This window comes from Bradyrhizobium sp. B120 (assembly GCF_049075665.1).
Taxonomy (GTDB): domain Bacteria; phylum Pseudomonadota; class Alphaproteobacteria; order Rhizobiales; family Xanthobacteraceae; genus Bradyrhizobium.
In genome coordinates this window covers 7,356,732-7,374,388 of the sequence record NZ_CP185242.1, presented here as the reverse complement: position 1 = coordinate 7,374,388, position 17,657 = coordinate 7,356,732, and the positions used below count along the sequence as shown (strand labels likewise).

Here is a 17,657-nt window from a genome sequence, read left to right as displayed (position 1 = left end):
GCGTTTATCTCCTGACACGCACTTCGCGATGCTCTGTCAAGAATGTCGATCTAGCGAGCAGGTCGCGAGGATCAGAATTCGGGCGGCTGAGCAGAGGCAGCAGGATTTTTAGAGGAGACTGACGATGAGCAAGGGCAGCAATTTCTGGGTGATCGGCGGCGAGTTCGGCTCGATGAACTTCCACAAGCTCGTCGAAGGCTCCGCCCAGGTCCGCGGTCCGTTCAAGACCCGCAAGGAAGCCGAAGAGTGCTGGAAGGAAGTCTCGGAAGAGAGCCGCCACAAGGCCGGCGTGCGCTTCTCGATTGTCGAGGAGCCGTCGCGGGTTTCGGCCTGAGCACCAACTTTATCAGAGCTAAGAAACGTCCAAGGACGGCGGCCCCATCCGGTTCATCCGGGTGGGGTCGACCGCTTTTGGGACAGTGCCGGGATCTTTCAGCTGGGGATAAGTGGCCACCTAAGTGCTTGGGAACCAACGTGCTTTGCGGACGTCATGGTTGCTGATAGGTTAATGGGTAAGGCAACCGTCACCACGAGGCCGTAAGGCATGTCCGATCCGCACAACACCGGCAGCGAGGCGCGCGAGATGCGGCCGACGCTGCGAGAGGCGCTGCGGCGGGCGCGGATCGAGGCGGCCGATCGCACCGGCGTCGTCGTCGAGCTGCGCGACGCCGAGGTGGCGCGGCTCGAGATCCTCAACGACGCGCTCGATCCGCTGTTCGCGCAGGTGCCGGAGAAGGTCGATCTGTTCGACCGCGGCATCAGCCAGGGCGAGACGCCACGGCTGTGGATCGACGTGGTCGCGCATGTGCTGATGGGCCGCGACAAGCGCATCTACCGCTTCGTGCAGGACACGAGGTTCGGCCGCATCGTGCTCGCCGAATCGCACGACGTGGCCGTGATGGTCGATGCGGTCACCGATTATGTCGCGCGGCGCATGATCGAGCGCGAGCATGCGATGGTGGCAACGCCGCTTCCGGTTGCCGAGCCGCCGGCTCCGCCGCCGGTGCCGGTGGTGGCGCCGAAGCGCCGCGGCGGGATCGGCATGTTCGTGCTCGGCTTCATCCTGGGCGCGCTGGCGCTGTTCGGCTTCGCGCTGCTGGCGAGCTTGCAGAATTTCTAGAGCATGATCCGGAAAAGTGCGAAGCGGTTTTCCGAAAGAGATCATGCTCAAATAAGGGAAGGGCGGGGGGCATCGTGGTCATAACACCCGCCTCGGCATTCTTCGGCGTCCTGGCGGCGGCCGCGGTGGTCGGCAGCGCCGTGCTGTTCGGCAAATGGCAGACGCTGCGGCGCGCCGAATATATCCGCACCTTCAAGTGGCCGGCCGGCCTCTTGGCCCGGCTCGAGAAGCATCACCCCGGCTTCACGCGCAAGGACAGCGCGCTGGTGTCGCGCGGCCTGCGGCAGTTCTTCCTCTCCTATCTGATGAGCGGAAAGCGCTACGTCTCGATGCCGTCGCAGGCGGCCGACGACCTCTGGCACGAATTCATTCTCTACACCCGCGAGTACGACGCGTTCTGCCGCCGCGCCTTCGGCAGCTTCCTGCATCACACGCCCGCGGTCGTGCTGGTGAAGGAGCGGCGTCGGAGCAATGAGGGGCTGCGGCGGGTCTGGTGGTATTGCTGCAAATACGAGAGCATCGATCCGGTCAGGCCGACGCGGCTGCCGCTGTTGTTCGCGCTCGACGCCAAGCTGAACATTGCGAACGGCTTCATCTATCACACCGACTGCGAGGCGCTGCGCCGCAGCGGCATCGGCGGCAGCAGTCCGTATTGCGGCGGCGATTTCTCCGACTCGTCGATCGATGGATCGTCGGCGGGTTTTGGCGATGCCGGCAGTGATGGAAGCCACGGCGGCGATGGCGGCCATGGTGGCGACGGAGGTGGCCACGGCGGCGGTGATGGAGGCGGCGGCGGAGATGGCGGAGGAGGCTGCGGCGGTGGTTGTGGCGGCGGGGGCGGTGATTAGGACAGCCGCACTTGCTTCAGCTCGCGAATGCCGTCATGAGCGCCGAGCCCGCGCACGGTCTGCTCGCAGCGCCAGCCATCGCCGTCGCGCTCGATCGAGAACAGATTGTAGGCCGCCGCCGGATAGTGCTTGCGCGCCAGCGCCGATGCCGATGGCACGCCGATCGCCGGGATCTTCCGCTCGGGGCCGTCGAACCACATCGTCGAATGGATGTGGTCATGGCCATGCAGCACCAGCTCGACGCCGTGCCGCTTGAGCAGCGCCAGCAGCTGATGCGAATCGGTCAGCCGCTTGGCGCGCCCGTCGGAGTGCAGCGGGTGATGCACCAGCAGGACGCGGAAGGCCTCCTCCCGCGACAGCTGCGCGAGGATCGAATCGAGTGCAGTGAGCTGGGCATGGCCGAGCCAGCCGGTCGCCATCAGCGGCGGCGTCGGCACTGCGGAGGAGACGCCGATCAGCGCCACCGGGCCGCGCCGGCGCACGAACGGAAAATGCGACGCCGCACCATCGGCGTCGCCGCGCAGATAATCGCCGAAGTGACTGACGAAGCGATGTCGGGTCGCGCGCACATAGGCGTCGTGATTGCCGGGGACCACGGTGACGTCGGCGGCGCCGCCGACACCCTCGAGCCATTGCCGCGCCGGATTGAACTCGGCATCCAGCGCCAGATTGACGAGATCGCCCGTTACGGCGACATGGTCGGGCTGCTGTGCCTGCATGTCCGACACCAGCGTGTCGAGCACGTCGCGGCGATGATATTTGTGACGGTTGCGCGTCCAGTTCAGGTAGCCGAAGGCGCGCTTGCCGGCGAGATCGCGCAGCCGCGCGGCCGGCAGCGGCGGCAGATGCGGATCCGACAGATGCGCGAGACGGAACACCGCCATCACGCGATTCCCTTCGGATTGTCGGTGAAAAGTGGCCGGCAGCCGGTCATGTCGTGCTATCCCGAACGTCCTGCCCTGTATTGGCAAGAGCTGCGCAGGCGCGCAAGGATCAAAGCACGGATCAAGCACCATGATGTCGAGGGTTCAGTGACGGTCCTGCTCGATTTACGCAAGCGCTACGAACCGCAGATCAGGTGGGTGTTTCATTTCTACTGGCGGCTGGCCCGCAGCATGACGCTCGGGGTCCGCGCCGTGGTGCTCGACGCCGACAACAAGGTGTTCCTGGTCAAGCACAGTTACGTCCATGGCTGGTACCTGCCCGGCGGCGGGGTCGAGGTTGGTGAAAGTTTTATCGAAGCATTGCGGCGCGAGCTGGAGGAGGAGGGGCGGATCGAGCTCGTGGGCGAGCCGGTGCTGCACGGCATCTTCCACAACAGCCACGTCTCGCCGCGCGATCATGTCGCGGTCTACGTGGTCAGGAACTACCGGCAGGACCGGCTGCCGGAGCCGAATCGCGAGATCGTGGCCTGCGGCTTTTTCGATCCGGCTGATCTGCCTGACGACACCACCCCCGGTACGCGGCTGCGGGTCGCGGAGGTGCTCGAGGGCAAGCCGCCGCCGGCGACATGGCGGTGATGGACCGCGCCCGCGCCAGATGCTATCCCGCGCCCCACAATGACTGAACTGTCCCTGACCATCCTGCCCGAGACCCCGAAAGACGCCCAGGCGATCGAGCGCCTGCACGAGCGCACCTTCGGGCCCGGCCGCTTCGCGCTCAGCGCCTACCGCCTGCGCGAGCACGTCGATCATCTGCTCGATGTTTCCTTCACGGCGCGGATCGGCACGCTGCTGGTCGGTTCGGTGCGGCAACTCCCGGTCACGATCGGCGATACGCCGGCCCTGATGCTCGGGCCGTTGACGGTCGAGCCGCCGTTCCGCAGCCGCGGCGTCGGCCGCGCACTGCTCGAGCGTGCGATCAGCGACGCCCGCGCCAAGGGCCATCGGCTGATCGTGCTGGTCGGTGACGCGCCGTATTATTCGCGGGTCGGCTTCAAGCCGGTCCCGAAGGGACGGATGACGATGCCCGGCCCCGTCGACTACAGTCGCCTGCTTGTCATGGAACTGGTCGACGGCGCTGCCGAGGGCGTATCCGGGCCGATCCAGCCGGACTGGAGCAAGGCGATCTGACGTTCCCGCGAGCGTTGCCCGGAACGGTTGCGCGCTCTCGGAAACTGAAGCACAGTTGAGGCAAGCGCCGGGACAAGACCGGCGCATGTCATATCAACAGGGAGAGTGCGCGCCATGATCAAGGTCAGTGTGATGTATCCGAACAATCCAGGCGCACGCTTTGATCACGAGTATTATCGCGACAAGCACATGCCGCTGGTGAAGGCGCGCCTCGGCGACGCCTGCAAATACTACACCGTCGACAAGGGTCTCGCCGGCGGCGCGCCGGGGACGCCCGCAACCTATGTCGGGATGTGCCACATCTTCTGCGACTCGGTTGAGGCCTTCGCGGCCGGCATGGGCAAGCACGCCCAGGAGATCATGGGCGACATTCCGAATTACACCGATCTTCAGCCGGTGATCCAGATCAGCGAAGTCGTCGTCGGCCACTGAACGGCGCGGACGTAGAGCATGATCCCTCTGCCGCAAGCGGCAGAGGGATATGCTCGTCTCAGAACTTCAGATTGGCGAAGGCCCGCACGCCGAGGCCCGGCATCAGCACCTCGTCCTTGGTGTAGGACACCGAGTTGCGGATGTTCTGGTTGAGCAGATTGTTTCCAACCAGGCCAAGCGTCATCTCGCGCGCACCGATCCACGACTGACTGAGCTTGGTGTTGTAGGTGATCTCCGCGTTCAGCAGGTTGTAGCCCGCGGTCGGCGTCTCGCCGATCACAGCGATGTCGCTCTGCGCGAAGGCGTGCACCAGGTTGATGCGGGTGAACCAATTGCTGTCGCGCCAGTAGACGCCGCCGCCGAGCCGCACCGGCGGAATCCGCGGCACGTTGCTGCCGTCGGTGAAGGTGGCGCGCACCACGTCGAACTGGTTCTCGATGCCCCAGATGCCGCCGTTGAGCGCGCCGATGTCGAGCTGGCTCTGGAATTCGGCGCCGCGGAAGATGGCATCGCGCTGCGAATAGACCGCCTGCCGGCCCTCGTTGCCGGGATCGCCATTGCCGCAGGAATCGAAATCGCTGCCGCACATCACCCCGGTCAGGCGGCGATAGATGAAATTGCTGAAGCGGGTGTAATAGGCGGTGGCCTCGAAGCGGAACGGACCGGTCGCCTTGCGCAGGCCGACCTCGACCGATTTCGCGGTCTCGATGGTCAGGTTCGGATTGCCGATGTCGAAGGTCGCGGTCGCATCATGCGCGCCGCGCGAGAACAGCTCCGCGGGCTTCGGCGCGCGCTCGACATATTGCGCCGTGATGCTGCCGACGAGGTCGCCGGGCAGGTTCTGGATCAGCCCGACGCTGCCGCTGACCGGCGTGTAGGACGGATTGCGTGAAACCGAGCTTTGCGGCGCGCCGTCCGGCAGGAAGTCCGCCGGGAAATCCGGTGTCGATCCGTGCAGCTCGACATGCTCGATGCGGCCGGCGACCTGCGCCTTGGTCTGGTCCGTGAACTTGAACTCGTTGAACACGTACCCCGCGATCCGGTCGTTGTTGTTCGGACTCCACAGTCCGTTGAACAGCGCGCCTGGGTTGTCCGGGCTCGGCGCGGTCAACTCCTGGTGCCCGCCCTGCAGGCCGAACGCCGTGGTCACTGTCGCGAAGCGCGCGTTGAACGGCATCATCTGCACCTCGACGCGGGCCTCCTGCTCCTTGCTGGTGAAGGTCTGCCGCACGCCGTCGCTGAACAGGTCGGCCGGATCGGCGAGGCCAAGCTCGTTGTGCCGATAGTCGGTCGCGCCGACCCAGAACCGCACGGCGTCGATCGCGGCCGCATCGGGCCGGTACTCGCCCTTGACCGCGATCTTGGTCTGGTGCGCGTCGATCCGGGTCCGGTGATCAGCGCCGTCGATTCCCGGAATATGATAGAGCGAGTCGTTCTGGGTGATCGCCGCGCCGATATAGCCGCCCTGGAAGAAATAGGACGCACCGACCGAGGCGCCGTCCGACTGCGTCGCGGAATTCGGCTGGCGGCCGTTCACCGGCCGGGTCTGATCGAACAGATACGGATAGCTCGGGATGCTGTAGTCGCCGGTAGAGCGGCCATAGACATCGGCATGCACGGCGACATTGTTGCCGCCGGCGTCCAGCAGCATGCCGCCCTCGACGCCGCGATTGACCGAGCTCACCGACGTGCGGGTCTCGACATTGAGGCAACCGGGCGCGCCTGTGTCGGCCAGCGGCGCCTTCACCGGCAATCCGTAGCTCTGGAACGGTGCCGCCGCGCAGGCCGGCATCGCGTCGGGAATCCGGTTGTTGGTGGCGCTGACGACGCCGCCGATCGAGGTCGAGCCGTAACGCAACGCGGCAGGTCCCCGCACCACCTCGATCTGGTTGGTCGAGAACGGATCGATCGGCACGAAATGATCTTCGCCGAGGTCCGAGACGCCGCCGCCGCCGAGGCCATTCTCGACAATGCCGACGCGGTTGACGTCGAGGCCGCGGATGATCGGCCGGCTCGACGCGCCGGGCGCGAAGCTCGAACCGGTGATGCCGGGCTTGGAGAACAGGAGATCGCCGAGCGTGGCGCCGCCGGAGCGCCGCAGTTCCTCATTCGGCACCACGGTGACGGTTGCGAACTGGTCGGTGACGACGGGCAGCACGCCCTGCTGCGGTGCCGGCGCCGGTGCTGCTTGCGCCGGTTGGTCTGCTGCGGCGCGTTCGCGGTTGCGGCTAGGTGCAGCCCGGACGACGTGAACCGGCGCGCGTGTCGGCGCAGTGCGATGCCGCTGGATCGGGCTCGGCGCCGTCACCGTGATGTCAGGGAGTTGCGTCGGCGGGTCATCGGCCAGCGCGCCGCTATGCATTGCGCCGAGCAGCAGCCAGCTCGCGCCTCCAATGTGGAGTGCTCGTTTCTTCTGAAGTGTCATTGTCCCGATCCAAGTCCTGATCCAGGGCCGTCGAAATGACGGATCGATCCCGATTTGCCTTGGCGGAGCAGGCCGCAACTGTGACGCGGCCGTCCGCTCAGGGCGTGCAGCAATCAGTCGATGTTCAGGACAGGGGAGGTGCGCGGGAGCGGAAGGCCGCGGTCGCCGATTTCAGATGGATGAATTCGGCATTGGTGGTGCGGAACAGAAGCTCGATGGCTTCCGGCAGCAACAGCACCGGCGGCGCCGAGAACAGCATGCTGCTCGCGAGCGAGATGACGGTGCAGATCGCGCAATTGTCGGCCGGATGCCGGTCGTTGTCGTGCCTCGTGGGCGGCTCGGTCCCGGTCACCTGGACCGCGAGGTCCGGCGTCGCCGAGGTCCCGATATAGGCGAGATCGAGCAGCGACAGGCCGGTCTGGACCGCGGGCGCCGCTTGCACGGCCGCAATGGGGTGGAAGTGCCCGAACGACAGCACGAACTGGACGGCGAGTGCGAACAGCGCAAGCCGCGAGCCAGTCTTGATGCGTCTTCGGAACCACTTCATGCCGATTGAGCCCCACCCATCGGGACGGCGCTCATTCCACGGCCGCCCGATGTTACATTATAACATCGGAGGGCGGCCGTGATGTCAACGGTGGTTCAGACACACTGTGTCGATCCGTTGCTGGTGTGTGATTGAAGCAACGGGGCCGGTTGGACATTGAGCGCTGTTGGTCTCAGCGTCCCTCACGCAGCCAGGTTGCCGCGAATGCGCCGAGCAGCAGCAGCAGGCCGACCAGGCCGGCGAACATCGGCAGCACGCCGACGCCTTTGACCACGCTGGCGTCGCGCATCTTGACGCCGAGCCAGCCGTCGCCGCGGAAGATCGTCGACGCGCGCACCGGCACGATGCGCGGCATGTCGAGGCTCGAGCCGTCGACGATGCGCCGTGCGTCGCCGCCGGTCGCCTGCGCCAGCGGCTTCAGCATGTCGGTGGTCGAGGTGACTTCGGAGAATTCCTTCGGGTTGGTCGGGCCGACATTGATCAGCGCCTTCAGCGTGCCGTCGGTGGCCTGCCACAGGCCGAGCTCGCTCGCGGGCAACGTGGCGCGCCACTCGCCGGGATCGCCGGCGGTCAAGGTCAGTTCATGCGTGGCGCCGCTCGGCGACGTCACGGTGACCGGCGCGACGGTGTCGGCCATGGTCTGCCGCACCACCATGAGATCCTTGCCCTGCACCTGCATGCGCAGCGCCTCTTCGTCGAGGTCGGGCTGCTTCATCAGCCAGTGCGACACCCGCCGCAACAGATCGAGATGCGGTCCGCCGCCTTCATAGCCGCGCGCCCACAGCCAGATCTGGTCGGAGAGCAGCAGCGCGACGCGGCCTTCGCCGAACCGCGACAGCAGCAGCAGCGGCTTGCCGTCGGCGCCGGTCATGACCGGCGGATTGATCGCGTTGCGGGTGTCGACGGTGCGGAAGAACCGGCTCCAATGCGGCGGCTCGGCATTCGAGCCTTCCAGCCCGCGCGTCACCGGATGGCGCTTCCCGGCATCGCTCAAATGCGCGTAGAACGGCTTCTCGGTCACGCCGACCGGCTCGGCCGGCAGCACGGAATCAAGCGGCGTGCGCCAGATGCTGGTGGTCGAGGCGTAGTCGGGACCGGCCGAGACCAGCACCGCGCCGCCGGAGCGGACATAGCGCGCGATGTTGTCGAAATAGGCGATCGGCAGCACGCCCTGGCGGGCGTAGCGGTCGAAGATGATCAGCTGGAATTCGTTGATCTTCTGCTGGAACAGCTCGCGGGTCGGAAACGCGATCAGCGACAGCTCGTTGATTGGCGTGCCGTCCTGCTTCTCCGGCGGACGCAGGATGGTGAAGTGCACGAGATCGACGCTGGGGTCGGACTTCAAGAGATTGCGCCAGGTGCGCTCGCCGGCATGCGGTTCGCCGGACACCAGCAGCACGCGCAGCTTGTCGCGCACGCCGTCGATCGCCACCACGGCGCGGTTGTTGACCGGCGTCAGCTCGTTCTCGAGCGGCGAGGCCTCGATCTCGACGATGTTCGGACCGGCATGCTTGATGTCGATGTCGACGCTGGAGGTCTGGCCGCTGGTCAGCGTGCGCTCGTTGATCACCTCGCCGTCGCGGCGGATCGTGACCTTGGCGCGCTCGCCGGTGACGCCCTGGTCGTCGAGCCGGTAGGTGATGGTCTGGGTCTGGCCGACGATGCCGAAGCGCGGCGCGGCCGTGATCGCGATGCGGCGATCGCGCTCGTCCTTGCGGCCGGTGATCAAGGCGTGCAGCGGTGCCTGGAAGCCGAGCGCCTGCGCGTTGGCGGGAATGTCGTGCACGCGGCCGTCGGTGATCATGAACGCGCCGGCGACGCGCTCGACCGGAACGTCCGACAGCGCCGACGTCAGCGCGCCGAACAATTTGGTGCCGTCGGTTTCGCCGTCGGCCTGGCCGGCCTCGACGACGCGGACTTCGAGGCCCTTGATCTGCTTCAGGCTGTCGACCAGCGACTGCCGCGCCTTGTCGGTCTCCTGGTTGCGGGTGCCGAAATTCTGGCTCGGGCTCTTGTCGATCACCACGGCCGCGACCGAGGTCAGCGGCTCGCGGTCCTCGCGGGTGAAGGAGGGATTGGCCAGCGCAAGCAGGATCAGCGCCAGCGCGGCGACACGCACCGCGGCGCCGCGCGCGCGCGACAGCAACAGCAGCACCGCGATGACGACGATCGCGCCGAGCGCGATCCACAGCACGATCGAGGGAACCAGCGGTGTGAACGCGATACCGTAGTTCATGTCATCACCCCGTCATTCCGGGGCGATGCGAAAGCATCGAACCCAGAATCTCGAGATTCCGGGTCTGGTCCTTCGGACCATCCCGGAATGACGGTGTTGGCAGCTGAACACATCACTCGCATCTCTATTGTCCCAGCCGCTCGATCAGGGCAGGCGCGTGCACCTGGTCGGCCTTGTAGTTGCCGGTCAGCGTGTACATCACGATGTTGACGCCGGCGCGGAAGGCGAATTCGCGCTGACGCGGCTCGCCTGGCGTCAGCGGCAGCATCGGCTGCCCGTCGGGACGGATCGCCCAGGCGCCGGCGAGATCGTTCGACGTGATGATGATCGGCGAGACGCCGTCGCCGCCGCGTGCCGGGCGCTGTGCGGCTTCCTCGTCGTCCTCGCGCGGTAGCGCCTCGACCCAGGTCTGGCCCGTGTTGAAGCGGCCGGGGAAGTCGCGCAGCAGATAGAACGTCTTGGTCAGCACGTGCTCGCGCGGCACCGGCTCGAGCTCGGGCACGTCGAGGGTCGACAGCAATTCGCGCAGCGTCTGCATGCCGGGCGTCTGCGACGCACCATTGTCGCCCGGCGGCGCCTCGACGGCGTCGCGGGTGTCGAAGATCACGGTGCCGCCCTGCTTCATATAGGCGTCGATCTTGTTGATGGCGTCCTGCGCCGGCTTCGGCGCGCCGGGCACGATCGGCCAGTAGATCAGCGGGAAGAATGCGAGCTCGTCGCGCGCCGGATCGATGCCGACGGGATCGCCGGCTTCCAGCGCGGTGCGCTGGCCGAGGAACAGCGTCAGTCCGGACATCCCGGCCTTGACGATGGAGTCGACGTCGGCATTGCCGGTCACGACATAGGCCAGCCGCGTCTGCGACACCGCCTTGATGGCGAAGTCGTCGCTGCTGGCGTTCTGGGCGCGCGTCGGCGACGGCACCATCATGGTCGCAAGGATGAAGGCCAAGGCAAGCACCGCAGGCGCGGCGCGCCGCCGGATCAGCGCGGCAAGGCCGCCGCCGAGCATCGCCACCACGATCGCATCGAGCAGGAACAGCGCCAGCGCCGCCGACAGCATGATCCCGCGCAGGTCACGCGGCTCGGCGTTGGTGTAGGTCGCATGCTTGGCGCGCAGGCCGGAGGTGTCGAGCGGGGCGATGCGGTCGGCGGAGGCCAGCGTGTTGACCGCGATCGGGCTCTCGGCGGTGCCGTAGAAGCCGGGCGGATGGTCCGCGGTGCCGCGGTCGCGATAGTCCGCCGACATCGGCTTGGCGGTCGACGGCGGCGGGCCGAAGGCGCCGAAGCCGTCGAGCGTACGCAGCGGCGCCACGGTCTCGGCGTTGGGATCGCTGGCGACGCCGGGGCCGGGCTTCGAGGTGTAACCGGACATGTCGATCAGCCGGCGCAGCATCTCGACGAAGGTGCCGGACATCGGCAGATCGGACCAGCGCATGTCGGCGCCGACATGGAACAGGCTGACCACGCCCTTGCCGCGATGCTCGCCGGTGACGAGCGGCGTGCCGTCCTCCAGCGAGGCCCAGCTCTTGGTCGCGAGCACGGCGTCGGGCTCGGCCAGCACCTGGCGGCTGACGGTGATGTCCTTCGGCACGGTGAGGCCCGTGAACGGGCCGTCGGCGGCGAACGAGGCCATGTGCTGCGGCTTCTCCCAGGTCAGGCTGCCGCCGAGCGTGCGTCCGCCGCGGCGCAGCTTGACGGGAACGAGGTCGTCATCGGCCTGCGCGAGGCGAGGGCCTGCGAAGCGCACCAGCACGCCGCCTTGCTCGATCCAGGCATTGAGGCGGTCGCGGATCTCCGGCGACAGCGTGCCGACGTCGGCCATCACGATCATCGGCAGCCGCTGGTCGAGGAATTGTCCGATCACCTGCTGCGGCGCGCCGCGATCGCCGAGCCTGACGTCGGCGAAGGGCGACAGCGCGCGGGAGAGATAGAAGGTCGAGGCCAGCAGCGGCTGCGCGGTGTCGTTGCTCGCACCCGAGACCACGCCGATGGCGCGGCGGCGCCAGCGCCGGTCGAGCAGCTGCACGGCGCCGGCCGAATGCTCGCCGGAGATTTCGAGCCGCGCGATGTCGTTGCGCAATTCGACCGGAAGATCGAAGGCGGCTTCGGTCTCGCGCTCCTGCGGGCCGAATGCGTAGCGGGCCTCGCCGATCGGCGAGCCCTTGGCGTCGACCGCGCGCACCGTTCCCGCCGCGATGCCGCTTTCGGTGCGGAGCACCTTCACGGTCATCTTGGCGGCGGCGTTCTCGGCCGCGACCAGCGCCTGCGCGGATTGCGCGCCGCCGGCATAGATCGTCAGATTGCGGCTCTCGATCACCTTGCCGAGACCTTCGGTGAATTCGCTGCCGCGGCCGGTGTCGACGCCGTCGGACAGCCAGGCGATGTCGCAGTCGCCGGTCGATTTGAGGAAACGTTCCAGCGTCGCCAGGGTTTCGACGCGATCGATCGAGTAGGGCTTTGGCGCAAGCTGGCGCAGCGCGACGCGCGCGGCGCCGGCCGGCATCAGCGTGATGTCGCGCGTCGGCTCGGACAGCGGCACCAGCGCGACGCCGCGGCGGTCGCTGTCGGCATTGGTGACCAGCTCGTCAGCGGCCTTGATCCGCGCATCCCAGCTCGAGGCCGCGCTCCAGCCGTCGTCGAGCAGGATCACCAGCGGCTGCTTGCCGGCGGCAACGCCGGTCTGCGGATTCCAGATCGGTCCGGCGGCGGCGAAGATGACCAGCGCGGCGGCGGCGAGCCGCAGCAGCGTCAGCCACCACGGCGTGCGCGACGGCGTCTCCTCCTTGGGCGCGATGTCGAACAGCAGCCGCGTCGGCGGGAATTCGATCCGGCGCGGCCGCGGCGGCATCACGCGCAACAGCCACCACAGCACCGGCAGGCTGACCAGCCCCAATAGCAGCAATGGTTCGGCGAAGGAGAGCGGGAGGCCTGCGATCATGCGCTGCGTCCCGCCTTGACGGTTGAGCGGCCGCCGCCCTTGCTCACCATCATGCCGGCATGCAGGAACAGCAGCAGTTCGGCCGCGGAGCGGCTGGTGGTGTGGGTCGAGAACAGCCAGTCGAGCCGGTTGGTCTCGGCGCGGATCTGGTCGCGATGCAGTGCGACGCGCGCGACATAGTCGCTCGCCCAGCTCTCGGCGCGGCCCGCGGTGATGACGCTGCCGGCCTCCGGCTCGACGAATTCGACGCGGCCGGAATAGGGGAAAGTCTCTTCGGCGGGATCGACGACCTGGATCATCGTGCCGTGCGCGCCCGAGGAGGCAAGCCCGGCCAGCATCGTCGTGATCTCCGCGATCGGCGACCAGAAATCCGACAGCACGACGACTTCGGCCAGCGACGACGGCACGAAGGACGGCGGCAGGCTCGCGCGCGTCTTCTCGTCGTGCAACATCGCTTCCGCCATCTTGTCGATCACGTTGAGGCTTGCGGTCGGGTTCAGCAGGCCGGGAATGCCGACGCGCTCTCCGCCGGCAACGAGCAGCTCGGCAAGCGCGAAGGCGACGATCAGTCCGCGCTCCAGCTTAGAGTCGCGGGCTTCGCGCGAGGCAAAGGCCATCGAGGGCGAGCGGTCGGGCCAGATCCACACCGTGTGCGCGGCCTCCCACTCCTGCTCGCGGACATAGAGATGGTCATCGCGTGCCGAGCGGCGCCAGTCGACGCGTTGCGACGGCTCGCCGGAGACGAAGCGGCGGTATTGCCAGAAATTCTCGCCCGAGCCAGCGCGGCGGCGGCCGTGCAGGCCATGGATGACGTTGGCGGCGACACGGCGGGCCTCAAGCACCAGACGCGGCAGCGATGCGGCGAGCGTTCGGCTTTCGCCATCGGCACGTCGAACCGCCAGGATCTCCTCGTTCTGGTGCCTGTTGTCTGCCGCCATCAACCGATCCGCGTCTTCAACTGCTTGATCACGTCAGGAATGGTGCGGCCCTCGGCGCGCGCCGAGAAGGTCAGCGCCATGCGGTGCTTGAGCACGGGTTCGGCCAGATCGAGCACGTCGTCGATCGACGGCGCGAGCCTTCCGTCGAGCAGCGCGCGGGCGCGGACCGCGAGCATCAGCGACTGGCTGGCGCGGGGACCGGGTCCCCATGCGATCAGCTTGCCGGCTTCGCCGCCCTCGGGGCCGGGGCGCGCGGCGCGCACCAGCGTCAGGATCGCCTCGACCACGGAATCGCCGACCGGCAGGCGCCGCACCAGGCGTTGCGCCGTGATCAGCGTCTCGGCGTCCATCGCCGCCTTGGCGAGCGTCTCATCGGCACCGGTGGTTTCGAACAGGATGCGCCGCTCGGCGTCGCGATCGGGATAGTCGACGTCGATTTCCATCAGGAAACGGTCGAGCTGCGCCTCGGGCAGCGGGTAGGTGCCTTCCTGCTCGAGCGGATTCTGCGTCGCGAGCACGTGGAACGGTTTCGGCAAATCGTGCCGCGCGCCGGCAATGGTGATGTGCTGCTCCTGCATGGCTTGCAGCAACGCCGACTGCGTGCGCGGGCTGGCGCGGTTGATCTCGTCGGCCATCAGGAGCTGCGCGAACACCGGACCCGAGATGAAGCGGAACGAACGCTTGCCGGCGGAGCTCTCGTCGAGCACTTCGGCGCCGAGAATATCCGACGGCATCAGATCGGGCGTGAACTGGATGCGCTTGGCGTCGAGGCCGAGCGTGACGCCGAGCGTCTCGACCAGCTTGGTCTTGGCGAGGCCGGGGACGCCGATCAACAGCGCGTGGCCGCCGGACAGGATCGTCACCAGGGTGTTTTCGATCACCTGGTCCTGGCCGAAGATGACGGTGGCGACCGCGTCCTTGGCAGCCTTGATCTGGCCGGCGACCTGCTCGGCCGAGCGGACGATCACATCTTCCAGTTTTTCGACGCTGTCTGCACCGGCCATTCGATCCGCTCCTTCTTGACGATGCGCTCGATTCTCGCGTCGTCACCACATGGGCCGCATGCTAAACCTATGCGAAGGCCATGTATTCGTTGAATTAAACTATCCCCACCTTATCGGTATTTCAGGGTATGAACGGCATCACGATGTGGCGAGAATGACATCCCGACCACATCTCAGGATACGTGCACCAAATGTGCCAGATTGAGGGTTGGAAACTTCAGGGCAAACAATGGCGAAGCAAGGGCAGAGCGATTCCGGCAGTGAAACTACGGGGCTCGGAGCGAAGGCGCTCGGAGGCAAGGGCCTCGAAGGGCTGACCACCGCCGCCAATCAAGCCGCGACATCGGGTCCGGCCGGACGCGAGGGCCTGCCGCCGGTTCATCTATGGAATCCGCCGTTCTGCGGCGATCTCGACATGCGAATCGCGCCCGACGGCACCTGGTTCTACATGGGAACGCCGATCGGACGCCCTGCGCTGGTGCGGCTGTTCTCTACGATCCTGAAGCGCGAGGACGGCAAGCACTTTCTCGTGACACCGGTGGAGAAGGTCGGCATCCGCGTCGACGACGCGCCGTTCCTTGCCGTGGAAATGCAGACGGAAGAAGACGCGCGCGGCCGTTTGCTCAGGTTCCGCACCAATGTCGACGACTGGGTCGATTGCGAGAAGGGCCATGGGCTCAGATTCGAGGCCGCCGAAGACGGCGGATTGACGCCCTATCTGCACGTTCGCGCCGACCTCTGGGCCAAGGTCACCCGCGCGCTCTACTACGATCTGGTTGACATGGGCGAGGAGCGGATGGTCGATGGTCAGGAGATGTTCGGCATCGAGTCCGGCGGCGAGTTTTTCGCGATGGCCGATGCCAGCCAGGTGAGGGGCGCACTTTGAACGAGCCGTTGCTGAAGGTGAAGCCGGCGACGATCAGCTCGACGGAATTCTTCGCGCGAGCCCGCACGCGGCTCGATTTCGAAGTGCCGCCGGGCCTGGTCGATCCGCATATCATTCCGCGCACCGGAGATTCCGGCAACGATCGCATGCTCGAGATCGTAGCCCAGGAGCAGCCGGTGCGGCCGGCCGCGGTGCTGATCCCGGTGGTCGATCATCCCGAGCCGACCGTGCTGTTGACGCAGCGCTCGCCCAATCTGTCGAGCCACGCCGGCCAGATCTCGTTTCCCGGCGGCAAGATCGACGCCACCGATGCCTCGCCGCTCGATGCGGCGCTGCGCGAAGCCTGTGAAGAAGTCGGGCTGAAGCGGGAATTCATCGACCCTGTCGGCTATCTCGATCTCTATGGCACCGCGTTCGGCTTCCGCATCCTGCCGACGGTCGCCAGGGTGAAGCCGGGATTTACCCTGGAGATCAACGAGGCCGAGGTCGTCGATGCGTTCGAGGTGCCGCTCGCTTTCCTGATGAACCCCGAGAATCATCAGATCCACACCAAGGAATTCCGCGGCATGGACCGGTCCTACTACGCGATGCCGTTCGCCGAGCGCTACATCTGGGGCGCGACCGCCGGCATCCTGCGGGTGCTGTATGAGCGGATCTACCTGTCATGATCCGCACGGTGTTGACCGAGGTCGGAATCTTCCTGATCCCTTTCGCGGTCTATGCCATCTTCCTCTTCGCGACGCGGTCCGGCGTGACGCTGCCGGCATCATGGCCGCTCGACATGATCGCGAAGCTGACGCTGGCAGCGCTGGTGCTGGTCATCGTGAGCTTCGTGTTGCTGGCCGAATTGACCGGCGCGCCGCCGAACTCGACCTACGTTCCCGCCCATATCGAGAACGGCAGGCTGGTGCCGGGAGCTGAGAAATGAGCGAGGTGCGCCTGTTGTCCGACGCGCCGTGGCTCGCTTCGGGGCCCGCGGCGCGCGTGCTCGGCCTGCTCAATGCCGACGGCGAGGAAGCGCGGGTGATCGGCGGTGCCGTGCGCAACGCGCTGATGCGGATTCCGCTCGCCGACATCGACATCGCCACCACGGCATTGCCGGAGGAGGTGATCCGCCGTGCCAAGCGGGCGGCCATCAAGAGCGTGCCGACCGGCATCGAGCATGGCACGGTGACCCTGGTCGTCGACGGCCAGCCCTTCGAGGTGACGACGCTGCGCGAGGACACCGAGACCTATGGCCGCAAGGCCAAGGTGGCGTTCGGGCGCGACTGGGTGCGCGACGCCGAGCGGCGCGACTTCACCATCAACGGCCTGTCGGTCGACGCCTCCGGCGTCGTGCATGACCACGTCGGCGGTCTCGCCGACATCGAAGCGAGGCAGGTGCGTTTCATCGGTGATCCCGCGCAGCGGATCGCCGAGGATTACTTGCGCATCCTGCGCTTCTTCCGTTTCCACGCAGCCTATGGCGCAGGCGAGGTCGATCGCGCCGGCTATCTCGCCTGCATCAGCGGGCGCGCGGGACTTGCCGGCCTCTCGGCCGAGCGCATCCGCATGGAGATGCTCAAGCTCGTGGTCGCGAACGGCGCCGCCGGCGCGGTGGTCGCGATGGGCGATGGCGGGTTGCTGTTGCCGCTGTTCGGCGGCGTCGCCTATACCGGGCCGTTCGCGGCGATGATCGAGATCGAGCAGTTGATGGCGCTTAGGCCGAGCGCGACGCGCAGGCTGGCCGCGCTGACGGTCGCCGTGACCGAGGACGCACGGCGGATCGCAAGCCGGCTGCGGCTCTCCAACGCCGAAGCCAAGGCGCTCGACTCGATGGGCCACCGCTGGTGGCGCTTGCCCGGCATGGACGAGGCGCGTGCCAAGCGCAGGCTCTATCGGCTCGACGAGGAGCCCTATCGCGACCGGCTGCTGCTCGCCTGGGCGCGAACCGGCGCGGACCGCGATGTCGATCAATGGCGCGCGCTCGCCACGCTGCCGCAGCGCTGGCGCGCGCCTCACTTTCCGTTGCGGGCGTCGGATTTCATCGCGCGCGGGATTGCCGAGGGACCTGCGCTCGGGCATGTACTGACCTTGGCCGAGGATGCTTGGCTAGCTGCGGATTTCCCGCTCGATCCGCAGGTGTTGTCTGGCATCGCCGACCAGACCGTTTCCCGTTTCACCCGTGACCATCGGCTCTAGATTTTCTTTCTAGATTTTCTCGCCGGATTT

The 17,657-nt window shown here is 66.9% G+C and carries 17 protein-coding genes; 10 read left to right on the top strand and 7 right to left on the bottom strand.

What is annotated here, in order from left to right:
* Positions 1 to 124 precede the first annotated feature (124 nt).
* The 3 genes from ACOIX3_RS34285 (at position 125) to ACOIX3_RS34275 (ending at position 1,968) form a co-directional block, all read left to right on the top strand.
* A complete protein-coding gene (locus ACOIX3_RS34285; RefSeq protein ID WP_016839740.1) occupies positions 125 to 334 on the top strand; it encodes a DUF4170 domain-containing protein in 210 nt (69 codons plus the stop codon).
* Between the two features lie 210 nt (positions 335 to 544).
* Positions 545 to 1,120, top strand: coding sequence for a hypothetical protein (locus ACOIX3_RS34280; protein WP_420966489.1), 576 nt, complete (start codon positions 545 to 547; stop codon positions 1,118 to 1,120).
* Between the two features lie 74 nt (positions 1,121 to 1,194).
* Positions 1,195 to 1,968, top strand: a complete 774-nt coding sequence (locus ACOIX3_RS34275; protein ID WP_420966487.1) for a glycine-rich domain-containing protein — start codon at positions 1,195 to 1,197, stop codon at positions 1,966 to 1,968.
* Here ACOIX3_RS34275 and ACOIX3_RS34270 read toward each other — a convergent pair.
* A complete protein-coding gene (locus ACOIX3_RS34270) occupies positions 1,965 to 2,852 on the bottom strand; it encodes a metallophosphoesterase family protein (protein WP_420966486.1) in 888 nt (295 codons plus the stop codon). The two genes, ACOIX3_RS34275 and ACOIX3_RS34270, sit on opposite strands and share 4 nt — an antisense overlap.
* A 147-nt stretch (positions 2,853 to 2,999) precedes the next feature.
* Between ACOIX3_RS34270 and ACOIX3_RS34265 the strand changes: the two genes are divergently transcribed.
* From ACOIX3_RS34265 to ACOIX3_RS34255, 3 genes are all read left to right on the top strand, one after another.
* Positions 3,000 to 3,488 (top strand): NUDIX domain-containing protein, encoded by a 489-nt coding sequence (locus ACOIX3_RS34265; RefSeq protein ID WP_420971859.1) that lies wholly within the window; start codon positions 3,000 to 3,002, stop codon positions 3,486 to 3,488.
* A gap of 39 nt (positions 3,489 to 3,527) precedes the next feature.
* Positions 3,528 to 4,040 (top strand): GNAT family N-acetyltransferase, encoded by a 513-nt coding sequence (locus tag ACOIX3_RS34260; RefSeq protein WP_420966484.1) that lies wholly within the window; start codon positions 3,528 to 3,530, stop codon positions 4,038 to 4,040.
* 114 nt (positions 4,041 to 4,154) lie between these two features.
* On the top strand, positions 4,155 to 4,472 hold the full coding sequence (locus tag ACOIX3_RS34255; RefSeq protein ID WP_092124536.1) for an EthD family reductase: 318 nt from the start codon (positions 4,155 to 4,157) through the stop codon (positions 4,470 to 4,472).
* A gap of 58 nt (positions 4,473 to 4,530) precedes the next feature.
* Here the strand turns inward: ACOIX3_RS34255 and ACOIX3_RS34250 are convergent, their stop codons facing one another.
* The 6 genes from ACOIX3_RS34250 to ACOIX3_RS34225 form a co-directional block, all read right to left on the bottom strand.
* The gene (locus ACOIX3_RS34250; RefSeq protein WP_420966481.1) at positions 4,531 to 6,897 is read right to left on the bottom strand and encodes a TonB-dependent receptor; all 2,367 of its coding nucleotides are present in this window, start codon (positions 6,895 to 6,897) and stop codon (positions 4,531 to 4,533) included.
* Between the two features lie 124 nt (positions 6,898 to 7,021).
* Positions 7,022 to 7,444 (bottom strand): DUF2946 family protein, encoded by a 423-nt coding sequence (locus ACOIX3_RS34245; RefSeq protein ID WP_420966480.1) that lies wholly within the window; start codon positions 7,442 to 7,444, stop codon positions 7,022 to 7,024.
* Between the two features lie 172 nt (positions 7,445 to 7,616).
* Positions 7,617 to 9,680, bottom strand: coding sequence for a hypothetical protein (locus ACOIX3_RS34240; RefSeq protein WP_420966478.1), 2,064 nt, complete (start codon positions 9,678 to 9,680; stop codon positions 7,617 to 7,619).
* 124 nt (positions 9,681 to 9,804) lie between these two features.
* A complete protein-coding gene (locus tag ACOIX3_RS34235; protein WP_420971858.1) occupies positions 9,805 to 12,615 on the bottom strand; it encodes a DUF4159 domain-containing protein in 2,811 nt (936 codons plus the stop codon).
* On the bottom strand, positions 12,615 to 13,556 hold the full coding sequence (locus ACOIX3_RS34230; RefSeq protein WP_420966477.1) for a DUF58 domain-containing protein: 942 nt from the start codon (positions 13,554 to 13,556) through the stop codon (positions 12,615 to 12,617). The genes ACOIX3_RS34235 and ACOIX3_RS34230 overlap by 1 nt, the downstream gene beginning before the upstream one ends.
* Positions 13,556 to 14,560 (bottom strand): AAA family ATPase, encoded by a 1,005-nt coding sequence (locus ACOIX3_RS34225; protein ID WP_420966476.1) that lies wholly within the window; start codon positions 14,558 to 14,560, stop codon positions 13,556 to 13,558. Before ACOIX3_RS34225 ends, ACOIX3_RS34230 begins: the two co-directional genes overlap by 1 nt.
* Before the next feature lie 229 nt (positions 14,561 to 14,789).
* Between ACOIX3_RS34225 and ACOIX3_RS34220 the strand changes: the two genes are divergently transcribed.
* From ACOIX3_RS34220 to ACOIX3_RS34205, 4 genes are read left to right on the top strand one after another with little or no spacing between them, the layout of a single operon-like run.
* On the top strand, positions 14,790 to 15,446 hold the full coding sequence (locus ACOIX3_RS34220; RefSeq protein WP_420966474.1) for a DUF1285 domain-containing protein: 657 nt from the start codon (positions 14,790 to 14,792) through the stop codon (positions 15,444 to 15,446).
* A gap of 32 nt (positions 15,447 to 15,478) precedes the next feature.
* A complete protein-coding gene (locus ACOIX3_RS34215) occupies positions 15,479 to 16,114 on the top strand; it encodes a CoA pyrophosphatase (protein WP_420971857.1) in 636 nt (211 codons plus the stop codon).
* Positions 16,111 to 16,374, top strand: a complete 264-nt coding sequence (locus ACOIX3_RS34210) for a DUF6111 family protein (protein WP_420966472.1) — start codon at positions 16,111 to 16,113, stop codon at positions 16,372 to 16,374. The genes ACOIX3_RS34215 and ACOIX3_RS34210 overlap by 4 nt, the downstream gene beginning before the upstream one ends.
* Entirely contained in the window at positions 16,371 to 17,627 is a 1,257-nt protein-coding gene (locus ACOIX3_RS34205; protein WP_420966470.1) for a CCA tRNA nucleotidyltransferase, read from the top strand. Before ACOIX3_RS34210 ends, ACOIX3_RS34205 begins: the two co-directional genes overlap by 4 nt.
* Positions 17,628 to 17,657: the final 30 nt, after the last annotated feature.